Below are 26,361 nucleotides of genomic sequence, written 5' to 3'. Positions count from 1 at the left end.
ACCATGGATGACTCGCACGCTCTCGCCACTCCCCCGGCCGATGCCGCCGCGGACTGGACCATCGACCAGAACTGGCAGCATTACAGCGCGCAGGATCATGCGACCTGGGATACGCTGTTCGCGCGCCAATCCCAACTGCTTCCCGGCCGCGCGTCGGAGGCGTATCTGCGCGGGCTCGACGTGCTCAAGCTGTCCAAGCCCGGCATCCCCGATTTCGCCGAACTCAGCGAGCGGCTGATGAAGCTGACCGGGTGGCAGGTGGTGGCGGTGCCGGGGCTGGTGCCCGACGACGTCTTCTTCGACCATATGGCCAACCGCCGCTTCGTCGCGGGCAATTTCATCCGCCGGCCGGACCAGCTCGACTATCTGCAGGAACCCGACGTCTTCCACGACGTCTTCGGCCATGTGCCGATGCTCGCCGACCCGGTGTTCGCCGACTACCTCGAGGCATACGGCCGCGGCGGGCAGCGCGCGCTCGGGCTGGACGCACTGGAATATCTCGGCCGGCTCTACTGGTACACCGTCGAGTTCGGGCTGATCCGCGAGGGCGACGGCCTCAAGATCTACGGATCGGGCATCGTGTCGAGCTTCGCCGAAACCCGCTTCGCGCTCGACGATCCCAGCCCCAACCGCATCGCTTTCGACATCGCCCGCGTGATGCGGACGGAGTATCGGATCGACGATTTCCAGCAAAATTACTTCGTCATCCCGAGTTTCGACGAACTGCTGCGCGTTACGGTCGAGACGGATTTCGCGCCGCTATATGAGCAATTGAAGGCGCAGGACGACATCCCGGTCGCCGCGATCGTCGCGGGCGACGAGATTATCACGCAGGGCACGCAAGCCTATGCGCGAAGGAAGGCGCGGGGGTAGGGGCTCCACTCTCCAAAACCCCCTCCGTCATTCCCGCGAAGGCGGGAATCCATACTGGCTGACCTAGCGGATCGATCACCACCCGGAGTGATTATGGATCCCCGCCTGCGCGGGGATGACGGATGGGGGCGGGCGGAGGGCGGTGCCACCCTCCCACCGTTCGCACTGAGCCTGTCGAAGTGCCTTGAAGCGCATACGGGTGCCCCAAAGGTGCTTCGACAGGCTCGGCACGAATGGAGGGGGAGGGTGCCGCTACAGATCCAGCGCCCAGCCATCACGGCCCTTGGGATCGAACGGCGCGGTCGGCACGTATCGCTCCATGCCCGCGGTCAGCCGCAGCACCGTCCAGTCGCCACGCCGGTCGATCGCCTCCAGCGTACAACCGCACGCCGCATAGGCCGCGACCACCGTCTCGCGCTGCGTCTCGAGCAACCCCGCCAGCACGATCGTCGCGCCGGAATCGGCGATCGCCGCCAGCTCGGGCGCCATCGACACCAGCGGCCCGGCGAGAATGTTGGCGATGACCAGATCGTAGGGCGCGACCGCATCGATATCCGCATGCCGCGCGCCGTCCGCGACGAACAGCGATACGCCCTCGATCCCGTTCCGCACCGCGTTCTCGCGCGTCACGTCGACCGCGACCGGATCGATATCGGTCGCCACCACCATCGCCTCGGGCCACAATTCGACCGCGGCGAAGGCGAGTAGCCCGGTGCCGGTGCCGACGTCGATTACCTTGGCGAACTGCTTGCCGGCGACCGCCAGCGCGTCGAGCATGGCCAGGCAGCCGCTGGTCGTCCCGTGATGCCCCGTCCCGAACGCTTGCCCCGCATCGATCAGGAAGGCGCGGCCACCCGCAGGCGGTTCGATCGCATGCGCGCTGGTATGGACGACGAAGCGCCCTTCGCGGATCGGCTCCAGCCCCGCCTGGCTCATCGCCACCCAATCCTCGTCGGACAGGCGCTCGACGACCGGATCGTGCCCGCTCGCGCTCGGCACCAGCGCATGTAGCGTCGCGAGCAGCGCCGCGTCGGGCTCGTGCTCGACATAGGCGTCGAGCCGCCAGCGTTCGACGTCGTCCTCGACCTCTTCGGTGGTCATCAGCACCGCCTCGATCGCGAGGTCCGACGCGCTGTCGATCGCCTCCGCCTCGGCGCGGGTGCAGGGCAGGGTGATCTTCCAGCTGTCAGCGGACATAGGAGGCCCCGTTCACGTCGAGCACCGCGCCGGTCATCGACGCCGGTGCCTCCAGCGCGCAGAAGCGCGCGACGGCGGCGACCTCCTCGGGATCGGCGACACGCCCAAGCGGAATGTCGGCGAGCAATTTGTCGCCGCCGCGGCTGGCGAGATAATCGTCCGCCATGCCGGTCATAGTGAACCCCGGACAGATGGCGAAGGCGAGGATGCCCTCCTTCGCATAGCCGCGCGCGATCGTCTTGGTCATCGCGACCATGCCCGCCTTGGCCGCGGCATAATGCCAGTGCGCCGGGCTGTCGCCGCGATAGGCGGCGCGGCTGGCGATGTTGACGATGCGCCCTCCGGTGCCCCGCTCCTCCCAGTGCCGCACCGCCAGCCGGCACAGCTCGGCCGACGCGGTCAGGTTGATGCGCAGCGTCCGCTCCCAGTCGGCGACCCAGTCGTCATGGTCGCGGGTCAGTGGATTGGCCTCGAACACCCCGGCATTGTTGACCAGCACGTCAATCGCGCCGCCCGCCTGCTCGAGCGCCGCGTCCCAGAGTGCCCGCGGCGCGGCGGGATCGGCGAAGTCGGCGGCGATCCCGCTCGCCGTGCCGTGGCCGATCACGGTCGCGCCCGCGCCTTGCAGGCTCGTGAAGATCGCCGCGCCGATACCGCGGCTCGATCCGGTCAGAAGGATGGTCATCGCCGGCCATTAGGCGGCGCGCGGGGCGCTCGCAACCGCGGTGGTCGCGTGGTGGCCGGGGGGGCGTGGGGCTCGAGGCGTGGGGCGGGGCGGGGGCGAGCCCGCCGCGGCATCCCCATACGTCTATCCCAACAGCCCGTTCGTGCTGAGCCTGTCGAAGCACCTGTCTCCACAAGCATGGTCATCGCCTGTGGAAGCAAGCCCTTCGACAAGCTCAGGGCGAACGGGGAGGGTTTGGCGCTCTACCTGCCGTTCCCGTCCGTTCGTGCTGAGCCTGTCGAAGCACCCGTTGCCACGAGCACCGTCATCGCCTGTGGAAGCAGGCCCTTCGACAAGCTCAGGGCGAACGGAGGATGAGGCGGGAAACCCGTGCCCTCACCCCACGCTGGCGGAAAAGCTCTCCGCCGACTGGCGCAGCTGTGCCAGCCGGTCGCCGACGTCGCCGAAGCCCTTGCCCAGATTGTCGATCTCGCCCGCGACGCCCGCCGCCTCCACGCGGATGGCGTCGATCGTCGTCGCCATCAGGTCGGCGGCGAGCGCGGTTTCGTCGACCGCGGCGGTGATCGCGGTCACCGTCTGCGCCTGCGCCTCCATCGCGTCGCGGATGCGCACCGCGGATCGCTGCACCTCGTCCACCGTCGTGCGGATCGCCAGACTGGTCTCGACCGTCGACCGCGTCGCCGCCTGGATCGCGGCGATCTTGCCGGCGATGTCGTCGGTCGCTCTTGCGGTCTGGTTGGCGAGGCTCTTCACCTCCTGCGCCACCACCGCGAAGCCGCGGCCGGCGTCGCCGGCGCGCGCCGCCTCTATCGTCGCGTTCAAGGCCAGCAGGTTGGTCTGCCCGGCGATCGCGCGGATCAGCCCGAGGATCGATTCGATCGACTGCGCATGATCGGACAATGCCTCGCTCGCGCGCACCGCATCGCCGGCATGCTCGCTCGCCCGCGTCGCGATTCCGGCGGCGGCATCGACGTCGCTGCGCGCTTCCTCGATGACCACCGTCAGCCCGGTGGCGGTACGCGCGGCCTCGCGCATCGCGATCGCCGATTCCGCCGCCGCGGCGGCCAGCTCGCTCGATTTCCCCAGCACGTCGCGGGTCGATGCCGATGCGGCACCGGCCTGTACGCGGATCGTCGCGCCCAGCGCGGCGGTGCCCTCGATCGCGATCGCGATGCTCTCGCGAAACGCCGCCGATCGCTCCTGCCGCTCCTGCCGCGCCTGGTCGGCACGCAGCGTGGCGAGGTGCCCGGTCATCAGGTCCGATTCGACCAGCGAGATACGCTGCACCGCGTCGCACAACCGTCGCAGCCGCGGCGCATCGTCGTGGCAATAGCGCTCCAGCGTGTGCAGCGTGAAGCTGTGCGAATGGGCGAGCGCGGCCTGCAGCGTCGGCAGCGGCACGCCCGACTGCGTCGACTGGACGGCATGGTCGTATGCGACCTTGACCCAGCCGTCCTCGAACGGCGTGCGATATTTCAGCTGCGCATATTCGATGCTGTCGCGTACCCGACGCGCCCGCCGCTCGCCCGTAATCAGGTGACGGATGGGGCGCGTCGCGGGCAGCGACAGATACTGATCCCAGAACAGTTCGGCGATGCCGCGATAATCCGCGTCGGTCAGCAACGCGGCGATGTCGCGGCACGATTGCGCGAGCGTATGGTCCCAGTCGTAATCGCCCATATGTTCGACGATGCTGCGCTTGGCCATCGTCCGTTCGATCAGCATCGCTGTCGCCGGCATGGTCCTCTCCCGTATCGGTTGTTCTGTTATGCGGCGACCTTGGCGACGAAATCGCCGGCGCTGGTCTTGAGCGTGTGAAGTCGGCCGTCGAGCCGGTCGAAACCGCGACCGACATCGTCGATCTCTGCGGCGACGGTCTCGGTGTCCTCGCGGATCGCGGCGATCGTCAGCGACATCGAATCGGCGGCGAGCGCGGTCTCGTCCACCGCGGCGGTGATCGCGGTCACCGTCTGCGCCTGCGCCTCCATCGCATAGCGGATGCGATCGGCGCTTTCCTGCACCTCGGTGACGGTGCCCTTGATGCTGGCGTTGGTGTCGACCGTCGATCGCGTCGCCGACTGGATCGATGCAATCTTGGCGGCGATGTCGTCGGTCGCGCGCGCGGTCTGGTTGGCGAGGCTCTTCACCTCCTGCGCCACCACCGCGAAGCCGCGGCCGGCGTCGCCGGCGCGCGCCGCCTCGATCGTCGCGTTCAAGGCCAGCAGATTGGTCTGCCCGGCGATATCGCGGATCAGGCCCAGGATCGATTCGATCGACTTGGCATGGTCCGACAGCGCTTCCGACATGCCGACCGCGTCGGTCGCCTGGACGCTGGCGCGGGCGGCGATTTCGGCGGCAGCCTCCACTTCGGTACGCGCATCCTCGATCGCGCGGATCAGGCCCGCGGCGGTCTGCGCCGCCTCGCGCATCGCGACCGCGGACTGTTCGGCGGCGGCGGCGACCTCGCTCGCCTTGCCCAGCATGCCGCGCGCCGAGCCGGAGCTGCGCTCGGCCTGCTCGCGCAGCGCATGGCCTTCCTCGGTCGCGGTCTCGACCGCGCTGGCGATACCGTCGCGGAACTCCCGTGCCAGCCGATCGCGCGACGCGCGTTCGGTATGCGCGGCAAAGCCGGCGAACAGCTCGACGGTCAACTCGGTCTCCATGCCGAACAATCGCATCAGCGTATCGATGAACATGTGCTGCCGTGGATCGTCGGACGGCAGGCGGGCGAGCAGCGCCTTCAGCGCCGCACGATCGCTGGCGCAGGACATCGCCAGCATTTCCATCGTCGATACACCGGCCGCATAGGCCGACGCGACGGCCCGCTCGAGCGATTCGACCCACAGCCGTCCGTCGAGCTGGCAGAAGCGGTTGCGCAGATAGCTGACGCCCGCGGTGATCCGGCGCTCGCTTTCCAGCGGCGTCCATTCGGGCGCACCCGGGTTGGCATGGCGCCAGTGCGCCCAATAGGCCTCGACGATCTCGGGCGCGTCGGGTTCGATGATCGTCCACAATGCGGCCGCCTGACGCACCAACGTCTCGTCGCCGCCATCGAACGCCTTGATGCGGCTCTTGAGGTCGATCGCGGCGGCGATGCTGGCCGGCGTGGGCAGGGTGATGTCGGACAAGGGGCTCTCCGGCGTTCAGCGGTCACGTGGGAATTGGGTCCCTGCTTAGGCGCGACTGGTTAACGACGGGTTAGGTGCAGGGAGGGGTATCCGCCGCCGCCGGCCGACGCCATGGGTTGCATCGCAGCACGTCCGGCCTAATAGGCGTGCATTCGATTTTGCCCGAGGACCGTTCATGGCATCCCGTACTCCGGCGCGTCCGCGCAGCCCGCATCTCTTTTCGGGCTTCCTGAAGCTCCACTACAGCTGGGGGCCGCACATGCTGGTCTCCATCCTCCATCGCGCGACCGGCTCGGGCATGGCGACGGTCGGCACCGTGCTGCTCGTCTGGTGGCTCGCCGCGATCGCAAGCGGAGCGGAAGCCTATGCGACGTTCCAGGATGTCTTCACCACCGATGCCGGCAACCTCAACATCGTCGGCTGGGTGGTCTTCGTCGGCATCACCTATGCCTTCTTCACGCATATGCTGAACGGCATCCGCCACCTCGTCATGGATGCGGGCGCGGCGTTCGAACTGAAGCGCAACAAGATGTTCAGCCTGATCGTGATCGCCGGCGGGTTCGTCCTGACCGCGGCGTTCTGGCTCTACCTGGGGATGAAGTGATGGGTTCGGGCACGCATATCGGCCGCGTCCGCGGTCTCGGCAGCGCCAAGGAAGGCGCGCATCACTGGTGGCGCCAGCGCGTCACCGCGGGATCGAACCTGTTCCTGACGCTCTGGTTCGTCTTCGCGATCCTGCGCATGCCAGGCTACGATTACGCCAGCGTGCATACGTGGCTGCAGAACGGCTGGGCCGCGGTGCCGATGCTGCTGCTGGTCGTGTCGGTCTTCTATCACTTCCGCCTGGGCCTCCAGGTCGTGATCGAGGATTACCAGCACGAACAGAAGCGCGTCGCCGCGATCCTGCTGCTCAACTTCTTCACCGTCGCCACCGCCGCGACCGCCATCTTCGCGATCCTCAAGGTCGCCTTCGGAGCCGCCGCATAATGTCGGACGCGTACAAGATCATCGATCACACCTATGACGCCGTCGTCGTCGGCGCCGGCGGCTCGGGGCTGCGCGCCGTGATGGAATGCGCGCAGAACGGCCTGAAGACCGCCTGCATCACCAAGGTGTTCCCGACCCGCAGCCACACCGTCGCCGCGCAGGGCGGCATCGCCGCGAGCCTCGGCAACATGGGTCCAGATCACTGGACCTGGCACATGTTCGACACCGTCAAGGGATCGGACTGGCTCGGCGACCAGGACGCGATCGAATATATGGTCCGCGAAGCGCCCGCCGCGGTCTACGAGCTCGAGCACGCCGGCATGCCGTTCAGCCGCACCGATGAAGGCCGCATCTACCAGCGTCCGTTCGGCGGCATGATGCAGAACATGGGCGAAGGCCCGCCCGCGCAGCGCACCTGCGCCGCCGCGGACCGCACCGGCCATGCGATGCTGCACACGCTCTACCAGCAGAGCCTGCGCTACGACGCCGATTTCTACGTCGAATATTTCGCGCTCGATCTCATCATGGAGAACGGCCAGTGCCGCGGTGTGGTCGCATTGTGCATGGAAGACGGCAGCATCCATCGCTTCCGCAGCCACAACACCGTGCTCGCAACGGGTGGCTACGGCCGCTGCTATTTCTCGGCGACCTCGGCGCACACCTGCACCGGTGACGGCGGCGGCATGGTGCTGCGCGCCGGCCTGCCGCTGCAGGACATGGAGTTCGTCCAGTTCCACCCGACCGGCATCTACGGCGCCGGCGTGCTCATTACCGAGGGCGCGCGCGGCGAGGGCGGCTATCTCACCAATTCCGAGGGCGAGCGCTTCATGGAGCGTTATGCCCCGTCGGCGAAGGACTTGGCATCGCGCGACGTCGTCAGCCGCTCGATGGCGATGGAGATGCGTGAGGGACGCGGCGTCGGCAAGAACGGCGACCACATCTTCCTGCACCTCGACCATATCGACCCCAAGGTGCTGCACGAACGCCTGCCCGGCATCACCGAGACCGGCAAGATCTTCGCCGGCGTCGACCTGACCCGCCAGCCCCTCCCCGTCACCCCGACGGTCCATTACAACATGGGCGGCATCCCGACGAACTTCCACGGCGAGGTCGTCAACCTCGTCGACGGCAACCCCGATACGGTCGTCCCCGGCCTGTTCGCGGTCGGCGAGGCGGCGTGCGTCAGCGTCCATGGCGCCAACCGCCTGGGCTCGAACAGCCTCATCGATCTCGTCGTCTTCGGCCGCGCCACCGGCAAGCGCATCGCCGACATCTGCAAGCCCAACACCACGCACAACCCGCTACCCAAGGGTTCGGAAGAGCTGTCGCTGACCCGCCTCGACACGTTCCGCAACGCGTCCGGCAGCATCCCGACCGCCGAGATCCGCGGCCAGATGCAGCGCACGATGCAGAAGCATTGCGCGGTGTTCCGGGACAACGCGCTCCTCACCGAGGGCCAGTCGCTGATGAAGAACATCTACGGCCAGATCGCCGACGTCGCGATCAACGACCGCAGCCTGATCTGGAACACCGACCTGATTGAGACGCTGGAACTCGACAACCTCGCCGCGCAGGCGGTGGTGACGATCGACTCCGCCGCCAACCGCAAGGAATCGCGCGGCGCCCACGTCAACGAGGATCATCCCGACCGCGACGACGCGAACTGGATGAAGCACACGATCACCACCTTCACCGGCTGGGGCGGCGTCGGCGGCGCCACCGCGATCGATTACCGTCCGGTGCACGATTACACGCTCACCGACGACGTCGAGTACATCAAGCCCAAGAAGCGGGTGTATTGAGGCAACCCAGCACGACCGTCATCCTTACACGGATCGTCATCCCCGCGAAGGCGGGGATCCATAGTCACTGGCGCCGCTGATAGGGCCGCACGGTCAGCCAGTATGGATTCCCGCCTGCGCGGGAATGACGATCGGAAGGTGAGAGGGCGACCCCCATCGACCAATCCGGGTCAAACCTGCGGCGTCTGATGGACGCGCGCCCAACGCCCTTCGTCACCCCGGACTTGTTCCGGGGGCCACTCCGCGGCGAGGCGAACGGCGAGACAACCGACTGATACGCCAGCCCAGCGGTGGACCCCGGAACAAGTCCGGGGTGACGAAGGGCGTTGGGCACCGTCATCCGTCCTGCAAGCACGGAGGTGTAGGATGAGTGGTCGGACCCGAACGGGATAACGCGCTGAACCGGCACGCCAATCTGCCGCCCCGCAAAATCCGCTGTCCTATTTGGAAAAGCCATGATCCGCCTCCCGCCGCAACAGCCGGGGAGCGCGAACCATGTCCATCCACACCCTCATCGACGACCTCATCGATCGCGAAGGCGATTACGTCGACCACCCCGCCGACCGCGGCGGCGCGACGCGTTGGGGGATCACCACCGCGGTCGCGCGCGCCAACGGCTATCACGGCGCGATCCGCACCCTGCCGCGCGCCGTCGCCGCGGCGATCTACGAAAGTGTCTACTGGCGCCAGCCCGGCCTCGACCGGATCGCGACCCGCGCGCCGGCGCTCGCCGCCGAACTGTTCGACACCGGCGTCAACATGGGGACCGCCACCGCGATCCTCTTCCTCCAGCGCGCGCTCAACGCGCTCAACCGCGGCCAGAGCGACTATCCCGACCTCGCGCTCGACGCCGCGATCGGCGCGCGCACGCTCGCCGCGCTCGACGCCTTCCTCGCCCGCCGCGGCGGCGCGGGGGAGGGGGTGCTGGTCAAGGCGGTCGACGCATTGCAGGGCGAACGCTACCTCAGCCTCGCCGAGCGCCGCCCCGCCAACGAGGCGTTCCTGTACGGCTGGCTCGCGGGCCGCATCGCATGACGCCGCGCGATCCCTGGGCCGCCCGTGCGCGGCCCACCTTCCTCTACGTCATGTACCTGCTGCTGCTCTGGTCGATCCCGATGAGCATCGTCGCCGCCTTCCGCCCCGACGTCGCCGCGGCGATGGCGCGGGGCATGGGCGCGTACCTGTCGGCGATCCCCGAACCGCTCTACGCGCTCTTCGGCACCGGCTACCTTGGCTACACCGCGGCGCGGGCGTGGGGTAAGGTGCGCGGCGTAGAAAAGTGATGGTTCACGCGAAGACGCGAAGACGCGAAGAGAAGATGTTCACGCGGAGGCGCAGAGGCGCGGAGAAGAAGGGTTTGGCGCGAAGCGGCTATCCTTACTCGATGACTGGAACGAAAGGCGCTACGCGCCGGGCTAATCCCCTCTGCGCTCTCTGCGCCTCCGCGTGAACCAACCTCTTCGCGCCTTCGCGTGAATCCAATAAGCCCCACCCCGTTGCCCCGCCGCAACGACACCCTACATCGCGAGCCATGAGCGATTCCCACTCCATGCCCGTCTGGCATGGCACCACCATCCTGTCGGTCCGGCGCAACGGCAAGGTCGTCGTCATCGGCGACGGCCAGGTCTCGATGGGCCAGACCGTGATGAAGCCCAATGCGAAGAAGGTCCGCCGCCTCGGCGCCGACGGACAGGTGATCGGCGGTTTCGCCGGCGCCACCGCCGACGCCTTCACGCTGTTCGAACGGCTCGAGGCGAAGCTCGAACGCCATCAGGGCAAGCTGATGCGCGCCGCGGTCGAGCTCGCCAAGGACTGGCGCACCGACAAATACCTGCGCAACCTCGAAGCGATGATGATCGTCGCCGACAAGGACGTCACGCTGATCCTTACCGGCAACGGCGACGTGCTGGAACCCGAGGCGGGCGTCGCGGCGATCGGCTCCGGCGGCAATTACGCGCTCGCCGCCGCCCGCGCGCTGGTCGACTACGAGGCCGATGCTGAGACCGTCTGCCGCAAGGCGATGGGAATCGCCGCGGAGGTCTGCGTCTACACCAACGATCGCACCACGATCGAGGTGATGGACAGCACGACCTGACGCACACCCGCATGTGCGTGACTTTTGTGACCTTTCAGTCTCCCCGACCGGGGAGGGCAAGCAGAGTATGAACCAGAACCTCACCCCCAAGGCGATCGTCGCCGCGCTCGACGCGCATATCATCGGCCAGTCCGACGCCAAGCGCGCGGTCGCGGTCGCGATGCGCAACCGCTGGCGCCGCCAGCAGCTGTCCGCCGACCTGCGCGACGAGGTGACGCCTAAGAACATCCTGATGATCGGGCCGACTGGCTGCGGCAAGACCGAGATCAGCCGCCGCCTTGCCAAGCTCGCCGACGCGCCCTTCGTGAAGGTGGAGGCGACCAAGTTCACCGAGGTCGGCTATGTCGGCCGCGACGTCGAACAGATCGCCCGCGACCTCGTCGAGGAGGCGATCCGGTTGGAGAAGGAACGCCGCCGCATCGCGGTGAAGGACAAGGCGGAAGAGGCGGCGATGAAGCGCCTGCTCGACGCGCTCGTCGGCAAGGACAGCAGCCAGGCGACGCGCGAGAGCTTCAAGCAGCGCTTCGCCGACGGTCATCTCGATGCGACGGAGATCGAGATCGAGCTGGAACAGGCCCCCGCCACCCCGTTCGAGATCCCCGGCGCCGGCCCGCAGATGATCAACCTCGGCGAGATGATGAAGTCGTTCGGCGGCGGCCAGCAATTGAAGCGCCGCAAGCTCACCGTCCGTGCCGCCTGGGACAAGCTCGTCGAGGAGGAGGCCGACAAGCGCCTCGACCAGGACGAGGTCAGCCGCACCGCGCTGGCGGACGCCGAGGCGAACGGCATCGTCTTCCTCGATGAGATCGACAAGATCGCGGTCAGCGACGTGCGCGGCGGATCGGTCAGCCGCGAAGGCGTGCAGCGCGACCTCTTGCCGCTGATCGAGGGCACGACGGTGGCGACCAAATACGGGCCGATGAAGACGGACCATATCCTCTTCATCGCCAGCGGCGCCTTCCACGTCGCCAAGCCGAGCGACCTGCTCCCCGAACTGCAGGGCCGCCTGCCGATCCGCGTCGAATTGAAGGGCCTGACCGAAGCGGACTTCATCGCGATCCTGTCGGACACCAAGGCGTCGCTCCCCGCGCAATACAAGGCGCTGCTGGCGACCGAAGGCGCGCAGGTGAGCTTCACCGAAGACGGCATCGCCGCCATCGCCCGCATCGCCGCCGAGGTGAACGGCCAGGTCGAGAACATCGGCGCCCGCCGCCTGCAGACGGTGATGGAAAAGCTGCTCGAGGAGGTCAGCTTCGACGCCGAGGACCGCAGCGATCCGGTGACGGTGGACGCGGCGTACGTCGACAGGCAACTCGCCGGCATCGCCCGCAACACGGACCTCAGCCGCTTCGTGCTGTAGATCCGCATTCCCCCATTCCCTCGTCACCCCGGACTTGTTCCGGGGTCCACTCGTCCGCAGGCGTAACGGCTTGAGCCTCTTGTTTCATGCCTCGCCGCGGGGTGGACCCCGGAACAAGTCCGGGGTGACGAAGGATGTTGGGGTTTCGCCAACCCCGCCACCCCCCGTTCGCCCTGAGTCTGTCGAGGGGCAGGTGAGACGGCTCCACCCGACAACAGGGGAGCCGTCACCCCTCCCGCGCCAACGCCTTCAACCGGTACAGCGTCTCCAGCGCCTCCCGCGGCGTCAGCGCATCGACGTCCAGCCCTTCCACCTCGGCCCTGATCGCATCGCACGTCTCCTCTTCCGCCACCTGCGCGGCGGCGAACAGCGGCAGGTCGTCCAGCCCCGCCGCCAGCCCGCCGGTCTTCGCCCGTCCCGCCTCCAGCTTCGCCAGCACCGCCTTCGCCCGCGCGACCGTCGCCGGCGGCATCCCCGCCAGCCGCGCCACGGCGAGCCCATAACTGCGGTCCGCCGGCCCCCGGCCAAGCTCGTGGAGCAACACCAGCTCCCCCTTCCACTCGCGCGCGCGGACGTGGTGCAGCGTCAGCGCCTCGCAGCGCTCCGCCAGCCGGGTCAGTTCGTGGTAATGCGTCGCGAACAGGCAGCGGCAACGATTATCCTCATGGATCGCCTCGACCACCGCCCAGGCGATGGCGAGCCCGTCATAGGTCGAGGTGCCGCGACCGACCTCGTCGAGGATGACGAAGCTGTTCGGCGTCGCCTGCGCCAGGATCGCGGCGGTCTCGACCATCTCGACCATGAACGTCGATCGCCCGCGCGCCAGATTGTCCGACGCGCCGACCCGGCTGAACAATCGGTCGACCAGCCCGAGCGTCGCCCTGGTCGCGGGCACATAGCTCCCCGCCTGCGCCAGCACCGCGATCAGCGCGTTCTGGCGAAGGAAGGTCGACTTGCCGCCCATGTTCGGCCCCGTCACCAGCCACAGCCGCGAGTCGGGTGTCAGCGTGCAGTCGTTGGCGACGAACCGGTCGCCAGATCGCGCCACCGCCGCCTCGACCACCGGATGCCGCCCGCCGACAACGTCGAAACAGGGATGGTCGGCCAGCGCCGGCCGCGCCCATTGCCCCTCCGCGGCGCGCTCCGCCAGTGCCGCGGCGACGTCGATCCTGGCGAGCGCGTCGGCGGTGGCAGCGATCGCCTCGCGGTGCGCCAGTGCTGCGGCGGTCAGCTCTTCCAAATGCGCAGCCTCGGCGGCGAGCGCATGCGCCCCGGACTGAGACACCCGCGTGGCGACGTCGTGCAGCGCCGGCGTGTTGAAGCGGACCACACCCGCCAGCGTCTGCCGATGGGTGAAGCCGCTGTCGGGCTTCATCAGCGGATCGGCGGAGCGCGCGGGCACCTCGACGTGATAGCCGAGCACGTTGTTGTGGCGGATCTTGAGCGCGGCAATCCCGGTCGCCGCCTTCATCTCCGCCTCAAGCGCGGCGATCGCGCGCCGTCCGCCGGCGCCGGTATCGCGCAGCTCGTCGAGCGCGACGTCATAGCCCGCGGCGATATAGCCGCCGTCGCTCGCCTCGATCGGCGGCGAGGGGACGAGCGCGCGCTTGAGCAGGTCGATCAGCGCGCCATGCCCGCGCAGCCGCGGTGCGATCCGGTCGAGCAGCGCCAGCGGCGCATCGATCTGCGCCAGCCGCTCACCGAGATGCCATGCGCCGTCGAGCCCGTCGCGCAGCTGGCCGAGATCGCGCGGGCTGCCACGCCCCGCCGCCAGCCGCCCCAGCGCCCGGCCGATATCGGGCAGCGCCCGCAACGCCGCCCGGACCTGTTCGCGCTGGCCGGCGGCGTCATGGAAATGCTGGACGAGATCGAGCCGCGCGTCGATTTCCGTCTTGTCCATCAGCGGCGCGCCGAGGTCGCTCGCCAGCAGCCGCGCGCCCGCGCCCGTCACCGTGCGGTCGATACAGTCGAGCAGGCTGCCCTTGCGCTGCCCGCCGGTGGTGCAGGTCAGCTCCAGGCTATCGCGCGTCGCGGCATCGATCGCCATCGTCTCGGCGGCCTGGCTGAGCCGCGGGGGGCGAAGGAAGGGCAGGGCGCCCTTGGCGGTATGCTCCAGATAGGCGACCAGCCCACCGGCGGCGGCGAGCCCGGCGCGGCTGAACTGGCCGAACCCGTCGAGCGTCCCGACGCCGAACAGCGCCTTCAACCGCGTCTCGCCGTTGCCGCTCTCGAACGTCTGTCTGGGGCGCAGCGTCGTCGCCGCACCCGCCTGCTCCCCCGCCTCCGACGCCACCACCTCCGCCGCGCCGAGCCGCGCCAGCTCGGCTCCGAGCGCATCGACGGAACAGTCGATCACCTCGAACCGCCCGGTCGAGACATCGGCGGCGGCGATCGCCACCGCCCCCGCCGCCTCGCCGACCGCGACGCACCAATTGTCGGATCGCGCGTCGAGCAGCGCTTCTTCGGTCAGCGTTCCCGCGGTAACGACACGGACGATCCCGCGAGCGACCAGTGCCTTGTACCCGCCGCGCGCCTTGGCCTGCGCCGGCGTCTCGGTCTGTTCGGCGATCGCGACGCGATGCCCCGCCTTGATGAGCCGCTGCAGATACGCGGTCGCGGCATGGACCGGCACGCCGCACATCGGGATCTTGTCGCCGTCATGCTCCCCACGCGAGGTCAGCGCGATGTCGAGTACTTGCGCCGCGATCCGTGCATCCTCGAAGAACATTTCGAAGAAATCGCCCATGCGGTAGAACAGCAGGCAATCTTCCGCCTCCGCCTTCAGGCTGAGGTATTGCGCCATCATCGGGGTGGGGGTGGATGTCATGAAATTCAGTCTGTATCGGGTTGGCGGGCGCCATGCCGAATGCCGAGGATCGTGACCAGATCACCCTTCACGGTGTAGCGTAATATATAGGGCGGCACGTTCGTCATCTCGCGATGCGTGCGTCCCACTCTTCGTCCTCGATGCGGAAATTGTGCCAGGCTCTCGCCAAGGTCGAAGAGGCGCGTACCGATCCGGTCGGCGGCCTCGGCATCGAATTGCTCGATATATGCGATGGTTTGGTTCAGGTCCGCCAGAGCAGCGCGATCCCAGATGACGTCAGCCATTCTGGTCTTGAAGCCAATCCTCGAAGTCCTTGCGGCCCGGCTTTCCCCACGTCAGCAGCCATTGTCCGACGACGATATGCTCGACGCCCTCGCCGGCGGCATGCATTGCCTTCGCGCGCGCAAAATCTTTCGCGTCGGGAAGGCGACGCGTTCGCGAGGCGATGTCGGCTTCATGCTTCATGCCGCGACCATAACCATTCCGCCTTTGGGTTGAAAGCCCGGCCCGAACCGGTCAAGAGCCGTAGTGTCCTTCCGGCAGCCGAGGTCCCATGTCCGACGAAGCGTCCATCCAGTTCTCCGAGCGCGAGGCACTGCTGTTCCATTCGGAGGGGCGTCCGGGCAAGATCGAGATCATCGCGTCGAAACCGATGGCGACGCAGCGCGACCTCGCGCTCGCCTATTCGCCCGGTGTCGCGGTGCCGGTGCAGGCGATCGCCGACGATCCCGCCACCGCGTACGACTATACGGCCAAGGGCAATCTCGTCGCCGTCATCTCCAACGGCACCGCGATCCTCGGCATGGGCAATCTCGGCGCGCTGGCGTCGAAGCCGGTGATGGAGGGCAAGGCGGTGCTCTTCAAGCGCTTCGCCGACGTCGATTCGATCGATATCGAGTTGAAGACCGAGGATGTCGACCGCTTCATCGACGCGGTCGAGCTGATGGAGCCGACCTTCGGCGGCATCAACCTCGAAGATATCAAGGCGCCCGAATGCTTCATCATCGAGCAGACGCTGCGCGAGCGGATGAACATCCCCGTCTTCCATGACGACCAACACGGCACCGCGATCATCTGCGCCGCGGGGCTCATCAACGCCTGCCTGCTGACCGGCCGCCGGCTGGATGAGGTGAAGATCGTCGTCAACGGCGCGGGCGCGGCGGCGATCGCGTGCACCGAGCTGATGAAGGCGATGGGCGTGCGCCACGACAACGTCATCATGTGCGACCGTACCGGCGTGATCTATCAGGGGCGAGAGGACGTCAACCAGTGGCAGTCGGCGCATGCCGCGGTCACCGACCGCCGCACCCTGACCGAGGCGCTGCACGGCGCGGACATGTTCCTGGGACTGTCGGCGGCGGGTGCGCTCAAGCCGGAGATGGTCAAGGACATGGCGCCGTCGCCGATCATCTTCGCGATGGCCAATCCCGAGCCGGAAATCCGCCCGGAACTGGCCAAGGCCGCGCGGCCCGATGCGATCGTCGCCACCGGACGGTCCGATTATCCCAATCAGGTCAACAACGTGATCTGCTTCCCGTTCATTTTCCGCGGTGCGCTCGACGTGCGCGCGACGGGGATCAACGACGCGATGAAGATCGCCGCCGCCAATGCGATCGCCGAACTGGCGCGCCAGCGCGTGCCCGAAGAGGTCGCGGTCGCCTATGGCGTGCAGCACAGCTTCGGCCCCGAATATATCATTCCGTCGCCCTTCGATCCGCGGCTGATGGAACTGGTGCCGACCGCGGTGGCCAAGGCGGCGATGGATTCGGGGGTGGCGATCAGGCCGATCCTCGACATGGACGCCTATCGCCAGACGTTGCGCGCGCGGCTCAATCCGACGACGTCGGTGCTCAGCCTCGCCTATGAGGGCGCGCGAGCGCGACCGAAGCGCGTGCTGTTCGCCGAAGGCGAGGAAGAAGTCGTGCTGCGCGCCGCCATTTCGTTCAAGGAGGGCGGCTATGGTACGCCGGTGCTGGTCGGACGCGACGACGTGTATGACCGGCTGAAGGCGCTGGGCGTCGCCAATCCGCAGGAATATGAAGTCCATAACAGCCGCCATTCGCCGCTGGTCCCGAAGATGGTCGATTTCGTCTACGCGCGGCTCCAGCGTCGCGGTTACCTGCGCCGCGATGTCGAACGGATGATCAACCAGGATCGCAACGTCTTCGGCTCCGCACTCCTCCAGCTCGGCGAGGCGGACGTGATGATAACCGGGATCACCCGGACCTGGGCCGAATCGATGCGGCAGGTGAAGCGTGTGATCGATCCCGAGCCGGGCCGCACCCCGTTCGGCATCCACGTGCTGGTCGGCCAGAGCCATACCGTGTTCATCGCCGACACCACGGTCAACGAACGCCCGACCGGCGAACAACTCGCCGATTTCGCCGAACAGACCGCGCAGGTCGCGCGCCGCATGGGTCACGAACCGCGTGTTGCGATGCTGAGCTATTCGACCTTCGGCAACCCGAAGGGCGCGTGGGTCGACAATATTCGCGATGCCGTGTCGGTACTCGATGGGCGCAACGTCGGCTTCGAATATGAAGGCGAGATGCCGCCCGACGTCGCGCTTAATCCCAGGCAGCTGGCGAACTATCCGTTCGCGCGGCTGTCGGGTCCTGCCAACATCCTCATCATGCCCGGCCTGCAATCGGCGCATATCGCCGCCAAGCTGCTGCGTGAACTGGGTGGCGACAGCGTGATCGGGCCGATGCTGGTCGGCATGGAGAAACCGGTGCAGATCGCGCCGATGACCTCGACCGCGAGCGAGCTGGTGACACTGGCGGTGCTGGCCGCAGGGGGCATTGCGCGCTGAGAGACAGGGGTGGGCGGTGGCTCAGCGGCGATAGGCGTCGTTGATATCGGCCATCCACCCCGATTTGGCGACCACGCCCGTGCCGCGCGGCTTGCGCGCCTCGTCGAGGTCGATCGTCTCGTCGAACTGCAGCCCGGCAAGGCGATCGGTGACCCATTGCACCTGCGCGCCGAGCGCGGTGAACGTCCCCATGTGCAACGTCACGGTCATGCCGATCGCCAGCTCGCCGAACTGTTCGATACAGCCGCCCGATCGCGACAGGTTGCGCACCCGGCGTTCGACCGGCTGTCCCCCGGGTGCGGTGACGAGCGCGCGCACGATGACGCTGCGACGCGCTTCACGCTGAAAATCGGCGGCGTCTTCCATGGCCGGATCATCGCACGAAAGTATGACCGCAACGTGAAGACCCGCGACGGCGATGCCTCAGGTCAGGCAGGACGCTTGGGGGCGATCCGGTCGAAGACGGCATCGACCAGCGCCTCCGCCGCCCAGCCGATCGCACCGCCGACGATGACGTCGGACAGATAATGGTTGCCCGCTACCGGCTGGATCGCCGCGACCGCGCCGACGCCGAGCGCCGCAGGGCCGGCGGCGCCGTCGATCTCGCGCGAGGCGGCGCGCGCCACCGCCACCGCGCCGGCGGTATGGCCGGAGGGAAAGGAATTGAGCGCGTGGTCGTCGCTGTCGCCGCGGTGGAATTGCGTCTTGCCGTCGGCCAGCGCCTTGGCCGGGCGCGCGCGGTCGATCGTGTGCTTGATCGTCGCCTTGGTCGCGGTCGCCACCAGATGTGCGGCCAGCATCCGTGCGCCGCCGCGGACCAGGTCGGGGCGGCGGCCGATCAGTCCGATCGCGATCGTGCCGATCGATGCGGCGATCAGCTGCGGCTGGTCCGCCGCCTCGCCCAGGAAACCGGCGATCCGCACCGGCAGCGCGTCGCGGTGCTCCGCCGCGCGGTGGGTGACGTCGCGATCCGCCTTCGCGGTCTGTTTCGCGGCCTTGGCGGTCTTGCTCATCGGTCGTCTTTCCCGGTGCTCGTGGACGGCATCTCGCCGCGGACCTGCGCATGGGCGAGCAGCGCGAAGATGCCCGCCCCGCCCAGAAGATTGCCGAGCACCGCAGGCGCGACCAGCTGGCCGAACGTCTGCCATATCCCGGTCTGCCCGGCGAACAGCAGCAGGAACGCCTGATCCGATCCGACGATCGAATGGCTGAACCCGGCGATGGTGAGGACATAGGTGAAGGCGACGATCACCGCGACGCTCTGTTCGCGCGCATTGGGCAGCGCCCAGGCGAGGATCGCGATCATGAACCCCGCGGGGATTGCGTTGACGAAGGTGCGCCCCGGCGACAATTCGGTGATCCCGGCGGAGATCGTCAGCGCCGCCTCGCGGATTTCCGTATCGCCCAGCGCGCCGCTGGCGATGGCGAGTCCGGCAAGCGCGGTGCCGCACAGGTTCGCGGTCAACACGATGCCCCACAGCCGCAGCGTCCGCGCCAGCGCCCAGCGCGATGGCCGCGTGACGAGCGGCAGCATCGCGGTGATCGTGCTTTCGGTGAACAGCTGCATCCGCCCGAGGATGACGACGAGGAAGCCGACCGGATAGCCCAGGCCCACCACCAGATCGCGCCACGGCGCATCGGGTAGTGCGGCATGCAGCGCCGCCTCGGTCACCAGCGAGATGCTGATCGCCAGCCCCGCGGCGAAGCCCGACCAGCCGAGCGACATCGCCGGGCGGCGCAATTCCGCCTCGCCCTCTTCGCGGACGACGCGATGCAGGTCCTTGGCGTCGGCCGCTTCCAGATCGTCGTCGCTGTCGGTGTCGGGGGTCGTATCGGCCATTACGGCAGTGCAACGGATCAGCGCCGCGCTTTGCTCCGCCGCCGCCTTGCGATTGTGCCGTTTCCCTGTCGGGCGTTGTGTTCTAGGGCGCGCCACCATGAACGATCCCGCCACCATCCGCCGGCTGTACGGCCGCCGCCAGGGCCACAAATTGCGCATCGGCCAGGCCGCGCTGGTCGAGGAGACGCTGCCGGCGCTGAGCGTCCCCGAAGCGGGGCCGCTCGACGCGCGGGTGCTGTTCGGTGACGCCGAGGGGCAGGGGCGCCCGCTGGAGCTGGAGATCGGCTTCGGCGCGGGCGAGCATCTGGCGGGACAGGCGGCGATGCGGCCGGATACCGGCTTCATCGGCTGCGAACCCTTCCTCAACGGCGTCGTCGGTGCACTGGGGCATATCCGCGACGGCGGCCTCGCCAACGTGCGGTTGCACATGGGCGACGCGCTCGACGTGATCGAGCGGCTGCCCGACGCCAGCCTCAACCGTGTCTACCTGCTCCACCCCGATCCGTGGCCCAAGGCGCGTCACGCCAAGCGCCGCATGGTCAACCACGGCCCGCTCGACGCGATCGCCGCCAAGCTCAAACCCGGCGCTGAGTTCCGCCTCGGCACCGACGACCCCACCTATTGCGCGCATGCGATGATGGTGATGAACCAGCGCCGCGACTTCGTCTGGACCGCACGGGAGCCGGCAGACTTCCTGACCCGCCCCGACGACTGGCCCGAGACGCGCTACGAGCGCAAGGCGCGGCGGCAGGGGCATGAGGTGTGGTACTTCCGGTATATCCGGCAGTAATCCCCCCACACCATCCCCGCCCCGGCCTTCGCCGGAAAGGAAGGATGCGTTGGATCGGCGAGTGTCTAACGCCGCCGCTTCTTCTTCGACACCTTCGGTTCCACCCACGCCGGCACGCTGACGAACGCCACCGGCACGACGTTCGCGATCGTCACCACCCGATCAACCGCGGGATCGGCGGGGAACTGGTCGCGCGCCCGTGCGAACACGAAGCGCGCACGCGCCGCGCCCGGCGCGGTCGCGCTGGTGCCGACCCAGCGCCAGTGCCACGGCTCCCACTTGACGTTCTGCTTGTTGCCGCCGGGAAACGACATCTCGAACCCGAAGCGCGGCGCGTTCTTCACCAGCCAGCGCGCCGCCGGGGTCGCGGCCATGCACGCCTCCGCATCGGGACAGCCGTTCGCCGGGCGGATCGCGAAATCCAGCGTATAGCCGGTCGAATGTTCGCTGTGCCCCGGCGGCGCGACCGAGATCGCGCGGGTTGCGTCGGCGTCGGTCGGCGCGCCGGGATGCGCGCGGCAGAAGACGCTCGCCTGGCGGATGATCGAGCGGTGGCACGACAGCGCGCGCAGCTGCCCCATCACCAGGGAATCGCCCTGCGCCGCGGCGAGCAGACGTTCGAGGTCGGGGATCACGTCGCGGCGCAGTTGGCAGCCGTTGAGCGCGAAGCCCGCCGGCGCCGCAACGAGGTCATCCGGCGGCGCGTCGCCATAGGGCAAATGGCCGAACGCGCGCCCATCGCTCGCCATGCTCGCCGAGGCGCCGGCGCACACCTGCGCGCCCGCAGGCGTCGCGAACAGCAGCAGGGCGGGGGCGATCCGGCGCATCGCCGCAGCCTCTGGCGCGAGAGCACGGGGAGTGGCAAGGCGTTTCGCATGCATGGCGACCGCGTATTGTTCATCGACGGCGAGGCTCTGGTCATCGACAAGCCCGCCGGCTTGCCGGTCGACACGCCGCGCGACGGCTCCCTCAGCCTGGAGAACCACCTCGATTCGCTGAAGTTCGGCTTCCAGCGCTGGCCGGCGGCGGTGCACCGGCTCGACCGCGACACCAGCGGCTGCCTGTTGCTGTCGCGCAACCCGAAGGCGCATGCGCGTTTCCAGCAGGCGTTCGAGCGCGGCGAGGTGGAGAAGCGCTATCTCGCGGTGCTCGCCGGTATCCCGGCGGAGGCGGAGGGCCGGATCGACATGGCGCTCGGCAAGGTCAGCACGCGCGAGGAAGGCTGGCGGATCGTCGAGGACCCGAACGGCAAGGCGTCGAGCACCGCATGGCGATTGCTCGCGACGCGCGACGGGCAGGCGCTGGTCGAATTCCGCCCGACGACCGGGCGCACGCACCAGATCCGCGTCCATGCCGCGACCGGCTTGGGCCTGCCGGTGGTAGGCGACCCCGTCTACGGCGGCGGCGAGGCGGGGGGCATGCTGCTCCACGCCGCGGGCCTCACCGTGCCGCGCGGGGCGAAGGACCCGATCGTCGCGGAGGCGCCCTTGCCAGAACGGTTCGGCGACTGGCCGTCGCTCGCGCCCGCATAATCATGGCGGCGGGCGCATGCCGCTGATCCAGGTGACCCGAGGCATCGCGATCGACGAGCGCGAGGTCGAGGAGAGCTTCACCCGCGCCTCCGGCCCCGGCGGCCAACACGTCAACACCACCGACAGCGCGGTGCTGCTGCGCTTCGATGTCTGGGGCTCGCCCAGCCTGCCCGATCTGGTCAAGCAGCGGCTGACCGTGCTGGCGGGTTCGCGGCTCAGCAAGGAGGGCGTGCTGACGCTGCGCAGCGAGGCGGGCCGATCGCAGGAGATGAACCGCCGCGACGTGCGCGAACGGCTGGTCGCGCTGATCCAGGAAGCGACGATCGTCCCCAAGCAGCGCCGCCCGACCAAGCCGAGCAAGTCGGCCAAGGCGCGGCGGGTGGACGAGAAGAAGGGGCGCAGCACGGTGAAAGCCGGGCGGGGCAAGGTGCGGCTGGATTGAGGGGGGCAAAATCGCTTCGTGACCCCGGACTTGTTCCGGGGTCCACTCCGCGGCGAGGCAAACGGCTGGAGCGGCAAGTGCGTCGCTTGCGGCTCGGTGGACCCCCGAACAAGTCCGGGGTGACGAGGAATGCGTGGCAACGGCAGCACCTTCCATAGGTGACGCGCCGCCGCGCCGCCCCTACATCGCACCCCATGTACCAGTTCGACATCGCCGCCGGCACCAAGGCCGACCTGTACCACGACCTCCACGCCGCGCTCGACGCGCTGACCGCGGACGAGCCCGATGCCATCGCCAACATGGCCAATGCCGCGGCGCTCGTCTGGCAGTATCTGCCCGACCTCAACTGGGCCGGTTTCTATCGCCTGATCGGCGACGCGCTGGTGCTGGGGCCGTTCCAGGGCAAGGCGGCGTGCATTCGCATCGCGCTCGGCAAGGGGGTGTGCGGTACCGCCGCGGCGACGCGCACGACGCAGCTGGTGGCGGACGTCCACGCCTTTCCCGGCCACATCGCCTGCGACGCGGCGAGCGCGTCGGAACTGGTCGTGCCGATCGTCCACGACGGCCGGCTGATCGGCGTGCTCGACCTCGACAGCCCGCAGCCCGGCCGGTTCGATGCGGAGGACGCCGCCGGGTGCGAGGCACTGTGCGCGCTGCTCGCCCCGCGTCTGGCGTGATTCGCAATCGGCCTGATCCGAAACGGGACAGGCCGGTCGGAACCCGCGCTCTGGCGACTCGCTTGTCCTGGTGATACGCCGTTCGTCAATATGGCGTTAACTGTCGGCATACGGGGCGGCGTGCCGACGACAGGGAGAAGACGATGCGGAATATGTTGATCGCGGCCGCCGGACTGGCGCTCGCCGGGGCCGGAACCGCCGATGCGCAGCAACGCGTCGTCGCGCACGGCCCCGGCGCAAGCTTCCCCGCACCGCGCGGCGGCATGGCGCCGGCACCGGTGATCCACCGTCAGGGTGGCAATTGGCAGGGCGGCAGCTGGCAGGGGCAGAGGCAGGGCCAGTGGCAGGGGCAGCGCCAGAGCAGCCAGAGCCAGAGCCAGAGCGGCACCTGGCAGCACAGCAGCCAGAGTGGCGGTTGGCAGGGCGGCAGCGTCCAGCACGGCAGCGTCCAGCAGGGTTCGTGGCAGCACGGCGTCCCCGGCCAGCCGGTCCGCCCGGTGCCGCAGCATTGGCAGGGCAATGGCGCGCGCCCGCCGATCGTCCATCCCGGCGGCGGTTCGCGCTGGGGCAGCAAGGTCGGCGGTCGCTGGTGGGGCGGCGCCAACGCGCCGGGCGGCTGGAACGCCTATCACCGTCCGTATCGCGGCTATGCGCTGCCGAGCTATTGGATCGCGCCGCGCTTCTACATCAACGACTGGCAGACCTATGGCCTGACCCAGCCGAGCTACGGCTACAATTGGGTGCGCTATTACGACGACGCGGTGCTCGTCGACGGGCGCGGTTCGGTCTACGATACGCGTGCCGGAATCGACTGGGATCGCTATGACGATGCCGGCTATGCGGGCGACGACCGTGTCTATGCCGATGGCGGCTACGACGATCGCGGGTACGACGACCGTGGCTATGACGATCGCGGCTATGATGCGCGCTACGCCCGCCGCGACAATGGCGTCGGCGGCGCGGTCACGGGTGCGGTGGTCGGCGGCGTCGCCGGCAATCTGATCGCCGGGCGGGGCAACCGGCTGGGCGGCACGCTGATCGGCGCCGGCGTCGGCGCGGCCGCGGGCTATGCGATCGACAAGGCCGAGGATCGCCGCGGTCCCCCGCCGCCTCCGCCGGTCTATCGTGGCGATCGTGGCTATGACGTCCCCGTCGCGCCGGCCTATGCGCCGCCTCCGCCGCCGCCCGTCGGCTATGCGCCGGGCAATCCGGCGTGGCGTTCGGCCGACGGCACGACGACGGTGACTACCACCAACGGCGCCGGCGGTTACTATCGCGGCGGCTATTACTATCCGGGTGCCTCGACCACGACCGTCGTCGTGCAGACCGCGCCGGTGGTGACGACGACCACGACCGAAATCTACGAGGATGCGGTGACCTACACCCGCCGGCCCGTGGTCCACACCAAGACCAAGCGCGTGTGGCGCCCGGCACCCAAGTGCGCGTGCCGCTGATCGGCTGATCGGTTACCCCGGGGGCAGATGCCGTCCTGTGCGAGCGTGCGGGGCGGCGTCGTGGTATCTGGCCGAACCGGCCTTCACCCTCACCCTTTCGCCTCCGGTGTCTTTTCCCTCTCCCATCGGGAGAGGGAAGGGGCCCGCCCGGCGCAGCCGGGTGGTGAGGGTGAGGGCGATCGGCTTCAGCCGATCCCCAGATCCGCCGGTCCGAACGCCTGCGGTAGCAGCTCGGACAATCGATAGCTGGCGATCGCATCCCCCTCCGCCGCGCCACAATGGACGGCAAGGTCCCGCCCGCCCAGCTGTGCCGCTTCGTTGAGCACCTGTCGGCACCGCCCGCAGGGGGAGACCGGCGCGGTGCCGGTCGCACGGCCATCGGCATCCATCGCGCCCCCGATCACGCCGACCGCGACCACCTCGCGCAGCCGCCCTGCTGCGCTCGCCGTCGCGATCGCCACCGTCTCGGCGCACAGCGACAGGCCATAGCTCGCATTCTCGACATTGGCGCCGGTCACCAATGTGCCGTCGGTCATCAGCAGCGCCGCGCCCACCGCGAAGCGCGAATAGGGCGCGTGGGCATGGCGGGCGGCCGCGCGCGCGGCGGCGATCAGGTCGGCAGGGGAGACGGCGGTATCGGTCATGGGGCGACGACGTTCCAGTTTACGGGGCCGGTGATGCCGTCGATGCGGCGGATATCGCTCGCCCGCCACAGCCGCCACGGCCGCGCGGCATAGGCCGGAACGAACAGATTGCCGATCGCCCACACCGGGCGGTCGATCGCGCCGGACAGCTGATATTCGCGCTCGACCGCCTTGGTCAGCCGCAGCAGCACGGGCTTGCGGGTATGCGCCTCGACCATGCGGACGAAGGTCTGCACCTCGCCGACCAGCACCGCGCGATCGGGCCGCGCGGTGCAATCGGCGCGAAAGCCGATGTCGACCGCCACGGGCAGCGCGTCGGCGGTGCGCGGTACGAAGGCGTTGAAGGCATTGGCCTGGTCCGCGGCGAGCTGGCACAGCGAGAAAAGATGCACCGCCCCGCGCCGCAGCCCCGCCTCGGGCAGCGCCGCCCAGTTCGCCTCGAACCCCGGATCGCGGCGATCGGCGCCTGATGTGGCGACGAGATAGGCGAAGTCGGCGCCGCGCGCGCGCACCGTGCCCCATTCGATCGCGCCCGGATTCTCGCCGAGGTCGAGGCCCTGTAACGGATATTGGCTGGGCGCGGGATGCCAGCCGGTGGCGAAGCTCCACCCGCCGATGCCGAGCGCTCCGGCCGCGACCAGCACGCCCGCCGCCTTGAGGACGCCGTACGCCATCAGCCGCGCAGGTGCAGCACGCAGATCAGCGTGAACAGGCGGCGTGCGGTATCGAAATCGACCTCGATCTTCCCCTCCAGCCGTTCGCGCAGCAGTTCGGCGGCATCGTTGTGGACGGCGCGGCGTGCCATGTCGACCGTCTCGATCTGTTGCGGGGTCGCAGCGCGGATCGCCTGGTAATAGCTGTCGCAGATCGCAAAATAGTCCTTGATCGACCGGCGAAAGCGGCCGAGCGCCAGCACCAGCGTCTCGAGGTGGCTGTCGTCCTCGCGATGGATGTGGATGCCCAATCGCCCCTCGGCCGATTCGAGCTTGATCCGGTACGGCCCGGCATAGCCGTCGGCATGGACGCGCTGGGGCGCGAAATGATTGCCTTCCAGCAGGTCGAAGATCGCGATCCGCCGCTCCTGCTCGACGTCGGCCGAGCGCCAGCCGATGCTGTGCTCGTCGAGGTGCACGTCGATGATCCGCGGGTCGGCCATCGTCGTCCGATATAGGGCTAACCCTTCCACTACAATTCCGAGTTTGTCGGCAGGCGCGCG

General features: G+C 68.6%; 28 protein-coding genes. 14 read left to right on the top strand and 14 right to left on the bottom strand.

Annotated features, from left to right (window positions below):
* Positions 1-3: 3 nt before the first annotated feature.
* A complete protein-coding gene (phhA, locus tag M9979_RS08545) occupies positions 4-873 on the top strand; it encodes a phenylalanine 4-monooxygenase (RefSeq protein ID WP_254288929.1) in 870 nt (289 codons plus the stop codon).
* Between the two features lie 252 nt (positions 874-1,125).
* Here phhA and M9979_RS08540 read toward each other — a convergent pair whose 3' ends face one another.
* The 4 genes from M9979_RS08540 to M9979_RS08525 form a co-directional block, all read right to left on the bottom strand.
* Entirely contained in the window at positions 1,126-2,070 is a 945-nt protein-coding gene (locus M9979_RS08540; RefSeq protein WP_254288928.1) for a 50S ribosomal protein L11 methyltransferase, read from the bottom strand.
* Entirely contained in the window at positions 2,060-2,755 is a 696-nt protein-coding gene (locus M9979_RS08535; RefSeq protein WP_254288927.1) for an SDR family NAD(P)-dependent oxidoreductase, read from the bottom strand. The genes M9979_RS08540 and M9979_RS08535 overlap by 11 nt, the downstream gene beginning before the upstream one ends.
* A gap of 375 nt (positions 2,756-3,130) precedes the next feature.
* The gene (locus tag M9979_RS08530) at positions 3,131-4,495 is read right to left on the bottom strand and encodes a methyl-accepting chemotaxis protein (protein ID WP_254288926.1); all 1,365 of its coding nucleotides are present in this window, start codon (positions 4,493-4,495) and stop codon (positions 3,131-3,133) included.
* A gap of 26 nt (positions 4,496-4,521) precedes the next feature.
* Positions 4,522-5,883: a methyl-accepting chemotaxis protein gene (locus tag M9979_RS08525; RefSeq protein WP_254288925.1), complete on the bottom strand. Its 1,362-nt coding sequence runs from the start codon at positions 5,881-5,883 to the stop codon at positions 4,522-4,524.
* Between the two features lie 175 nt (positions 5,884-6,058).
* Here M9979_RS08525 and sdhC point away from each other — a divergent pair, with 175 nt between their 5' ends.
* The 7 genes from sdhC to hslU all read left to right on the top strand — a co-directional run bounded on the left by sdhC (position 6,059) and on the right by hslU (position 12,127).
* Positions 6,059-6,487: a succinate dehydrogenase, cytochrome b556 subunit gene (gene sdhC / locus M9979_RS08520; protein ID WP_254288924.1), complete on the top strand. Its 429-nt coding sequence runs from the start codon at positions 6,059-6,061 to the stop codon at positions 6,485-6,487.
* A complete protein-coding gene (gene sdhD / locus M9979_RS08515; RefSeq protein WP_254288923.1) occupies positions 6,487-6,870 on the top strand; it encodes a succinate dehydrogenase, hydrophobic membrane anchor protein in 384 nt (127 codons plus the stop codon). Before sdhC ends, sdhD begins: the two co-directional genes overlap by 1 nt.
* Positions 6,870-8,672: a succinate dehydrogenase flavoprotein subunit gene (sdhA, locus tag M9979_RS08510; RefSeq protein WP_254288922.1), complete on the top strand. Its 1,803-nt coding sequence runs from the start codon at positions 6,870-6,872 to the stop codon at positions 8,670-8,672. The genes sdhD and sdhA overlap by 1 nt, the downstream gene beginning before the upstream one ends.
* 495 nt (positions 8,673-9,167) lie before the next feature.
* Entirely contained in the window at positions 9,168-9,707 is a 540-nt protein-coding gene (locus M9979_RS08505; RefSeq protein WP_254288921.1) for a glycoside hydrolase family 108 protein, read from the top strand.
* Entirely contained in the window at positions 9,704-9,955 is a 252-nt protein-coding gene (locus M9979_RS08500; protein ID WP_254288920.1) for a 3TM-type holin, read from the top strand. The genes M9979_RS08505 and M9979_RS08500 overlap by 4 nt, the downstream gene beginning before the upstream one ends.
* A 266-nt stretch (positions 9,956-10,221) precedes the next feature.
* Positions 10,222-10,767 carry an ATP-dependent protease subunit HslV gene (hslV, locus tag M9979_RS08495; RefSeq protein ID WP_254288952.1) on the top strand — a complete coding sequence of 182 codons (546 nt, stop codon included), beginning with the start codon at positions 10,222-10,224 and terminating at the stop codon, positions 10,765-10,767.
* Positions 10,768-10,834: 67 nt separating this feature from the next.
* Positions 10,835-12,127: an ATP-dependent protease ATPase subunit HslU gene (gene hslU / locus M9979_RS08490; RefSeq protein WP_254288919.1), complete on the top strand. Its 1,293-nt coding sequence runs from the start codon at positions 10,835-10,837 to the stop codon at positions 12,125-12,127.
* Positions 12,128-12,353: 226 nt separating this feature from the next.
* Here hslU and mutS read toward each other — a convergent pair whose 3' ends face one another.
* From mutS to M9979_RS08475, 3 genes are read right to left on the bottom strand one after another with little or no spacing between them, the layout of a single operon-like run.
* Positions 12,354-14,933, bottom strand: a complete 2,580-nt coding sequence (gene mutS / locus M9979_RS08485) for a DNA mismatch repair protein MutS (protein ID WP_254288951.1) — start codon at positions 14,931-14,933, stop codon at positions 12,354-12,356.
* Positions 14,934-14,959: 26 nt separating this feature from the next.
* Positions 14,960-15,238, bottom strand: a complete 279-nt coding sequence (locus M9979_RS08480) for a type II toxin-antitoxin system RelE/ParE family toxin (RefSeq protein WP_254288918.1) — start codon at positions 15,236-15,238, stop codon at positions 14,960-14,962.
* A complete protein-coding gene (locus M9979_RS08475) occupies positions 15,231-15,419 on the bottom strand; it encodes a hypothetical protein (RefSeq protein ID WP_254288917.1) in 189 nt (62 codons plus the stop codon). Before M9979_RS08475 ends, M9979_RS08480 begins: the two co-directional genes overlap by 8 nt.
* An 88-nt stretch (positions 15,420-15,507) precedes the next feature.
* On the opposite strand from M9979_RS08475, the gene M9979_RS08470 reads away from it, so the two are divergent.
* The gene (locus M9979_RS08470; protein ID WP_254288916.1) at positions 15,508-17,766 is read left to right on the top strand and encodes an NADP-dependent malic enzyme; all 2,259 of its coding nucleotides are present in this window, start codon (positions 15,508-15,510) and stop codon (positions 17,764-17,766) included.
* Between the two features lie 21 nt (positions 17,767-17,787).
* On the opposite strand, the gene M9979_RS08465 is transcribed toward M9979_RS08470, so the two are convergent.
* From M9979_RS08465 to M9979_RS08455, 3 genes are all read right to left on the bottom strand, one after another.
* Complete coding sequence (locus M9979_RS08465; protein ID WP_254288915.1) at positions 17,788-18,132, bottom strand: PilZ domain-containing protein; 345 nt, start codon at positions 18,130-18,132, stop codon at positions 17,788-17,790.
* Positions 18,133-18,194: 62 nt separating this feature from the next.
* Positions 18,195-18,779, bottom strand: a complete 585-nt coding sequence (locus M9979_RS08460) for a phosphatase PAP2 family protein (protein WP_254288914.1) — start codon at positions 18,777-18,779, stop codon at positions 18,195-18,197.
* Positions 18,776-19,606, bottom strand: a complete 831-nt coding sequence (locus M9979_RS08455) for a formate/nitrite transporter family protein (protein ID WP_254288913.1) — start codon at positions 19,604-19,606, stop codon at positions 18,776-18,778. Before M9979_RS08455 ends, M9979_RS08460 begins: the two co-directional genes overlap by 4 nt.
* A 97-nt stretch (positions 19,607-19,703) precedes the next feature.
* Between M9979_RS08455 and trmB the strand changes: the two genes are divergently transcribed.
* Positions 19,704-20,396: a tRNA (guanine(46)-N(7))-methyltransferase TrmB gene (gene trmB / locus M9979_RS08450; protein WP_254288912.1), complete on the top strand. Its 693-nt coding sequence runs from the start codon at positions 19,704-19,706 to the stop codon at positions 20,394-20,396.
* Between the two features lie 65 nt (positions 20,397-20,461).
* Here the strand turns inward: trmB and M9979_RS08445 are convergent, their stop codons facing one another.
* Positions 20,462-21,223 carry a M15 family metallopeptidase gene (locus M9979_RS08445; RefSeq protein WP_254288911.1) on the bottom strand — a complete coding sequence of 254 codons (762 nt, stop codon included), beginning with the start codon at positions 21,221-21,223 and terminating at the stop codon, positions 20,462-20,464.
* Positions 21,224-21,271: 48 nt separating this feature from the next.
* On the opposite strand from M9979_RS08445, the gene M9979_RS08440 reads away from it, so the two are divergent.
* The 4 genes from M9979_RS08440 to M9979_RS08425 all read left to right on the top strand — a co-directional run bounded on the left by M9979_RS08440 (position 21,272) and on the right by M9979_RS08425 (position 24,501).
* On the top strand, positions 21,272-21,928 hold the full coding sequence (locus tag M9979_RS08440) for an RluA family pseudouridine synthase (protein ID WP_254288910.1): 657 nt from the start codon (positions 21,272-21,274) through the stop codon (positions 21,926-21,928).
* 16 nt (positions 21,929-21,944) lie between these two features.
* Positions 21,945-22,370 carry an alternative ribosome rescue aminoacyl-tRNA hydrolase ArfB gene (gene arfB / locus M9979_RS08435; RefSeq protein ID WP_254288909.1) on the top strand — a complete coding sequence of 142 codons (426 nt, stop codon included), beginning with the start codon at positions 21,945-21,947 and terminating at the stop codon, positions 22,368-22,370.
* 194 nt (positions 22,371-22,564) lie between these two features.
* Positions 22,565-23,047 (top strand): GAF domain-containing protein, encoded by a 483-nt coding sequence (locus tag M9979_RS08430; RefSeq protein ID WP_254288908.1) that lies wholly within the window; start codon positions 22,565-22,567, stop codon positions 23,045-23,047.
* A 143-nt stretch (positions 23,048-23,190) separates the two neighbouring features.
* Positions 23,191-24,501: an RcnB family protein gene (locus M9979_RS08425; RefSeq protein WP_254288907.1), complete on the top strand. Its 1,311-nt coding sequence runs from the start codon at positions 23,191-23,193 to the stop codon at positions 24,499-24,501.
* A 185-nt stretch (positions 24,502-24,686) separates the two neighbouring features.
* On the opposite strand, the gene M9979_RS08420 is transcribed toward M9979_RS08425, so the two are convergent.
* The 3 genes from M9979_RS08420 to M9979_RS08410 are packed head-to-tail and all read right to left on the bottom strand — an operon-like array spanning position 24,687 to position 26,301.
* Positions 24,687-25,145, bottom strand: coding sequence for a cytidine deaminase (locus tag M9979_RS08420; protein WP_254288906.1), 459 nt, complete (start codon positions 25,143-25,145; stop codon positions 24,687-24,689).
* Positions 25,142-25,819 carry a GH25 family lysozyme gene (locus M9979_RS08415; protein WP_254288905.1) on the bottom strand — a complete coding sequence of 226 codons (678 nt, stop codon included), beginning with the start codon at positions 25,817-25,819 and terminating at the stop codon, positions 25,142-25,144. Before M9979_RS08415 ends, M9979_RS08420 begins: the two co-directional genes overlap by 4 nt.
* Positions 25,819-26,301, bottom strand: a complete 483-nt coding sequence (locus M9979_RS08410; protein WP_254288904.1) for a UPF0262 family protein — start codon at positions 26,299-26,301, stop codon at positions 25,819-25,821. Before M9979_RS08410 ends, M9979_RS08415 begins: the two co-directional genes overlap by 1 nt.
* Between the last annotated feature and the right edge of the window lie 60 nt (positions 26,302-26,361).

The organism is Sphingomonas liriopis (assembly GCF_024211255.1).
GTDB classification, from domain to species: domain Bacteria; phylum Pseudomonadota; class Alphaproteobacteria; order Sphingomonadales; family Sphingomonadaceae; genus Sphingomonas; species Sphingomonas liriopis.
The sequence above is the reverse complement of the archived record's forward strand: the minus strand, read 5'-3'. Positions and strand labels throughout refer to the sequence as shown.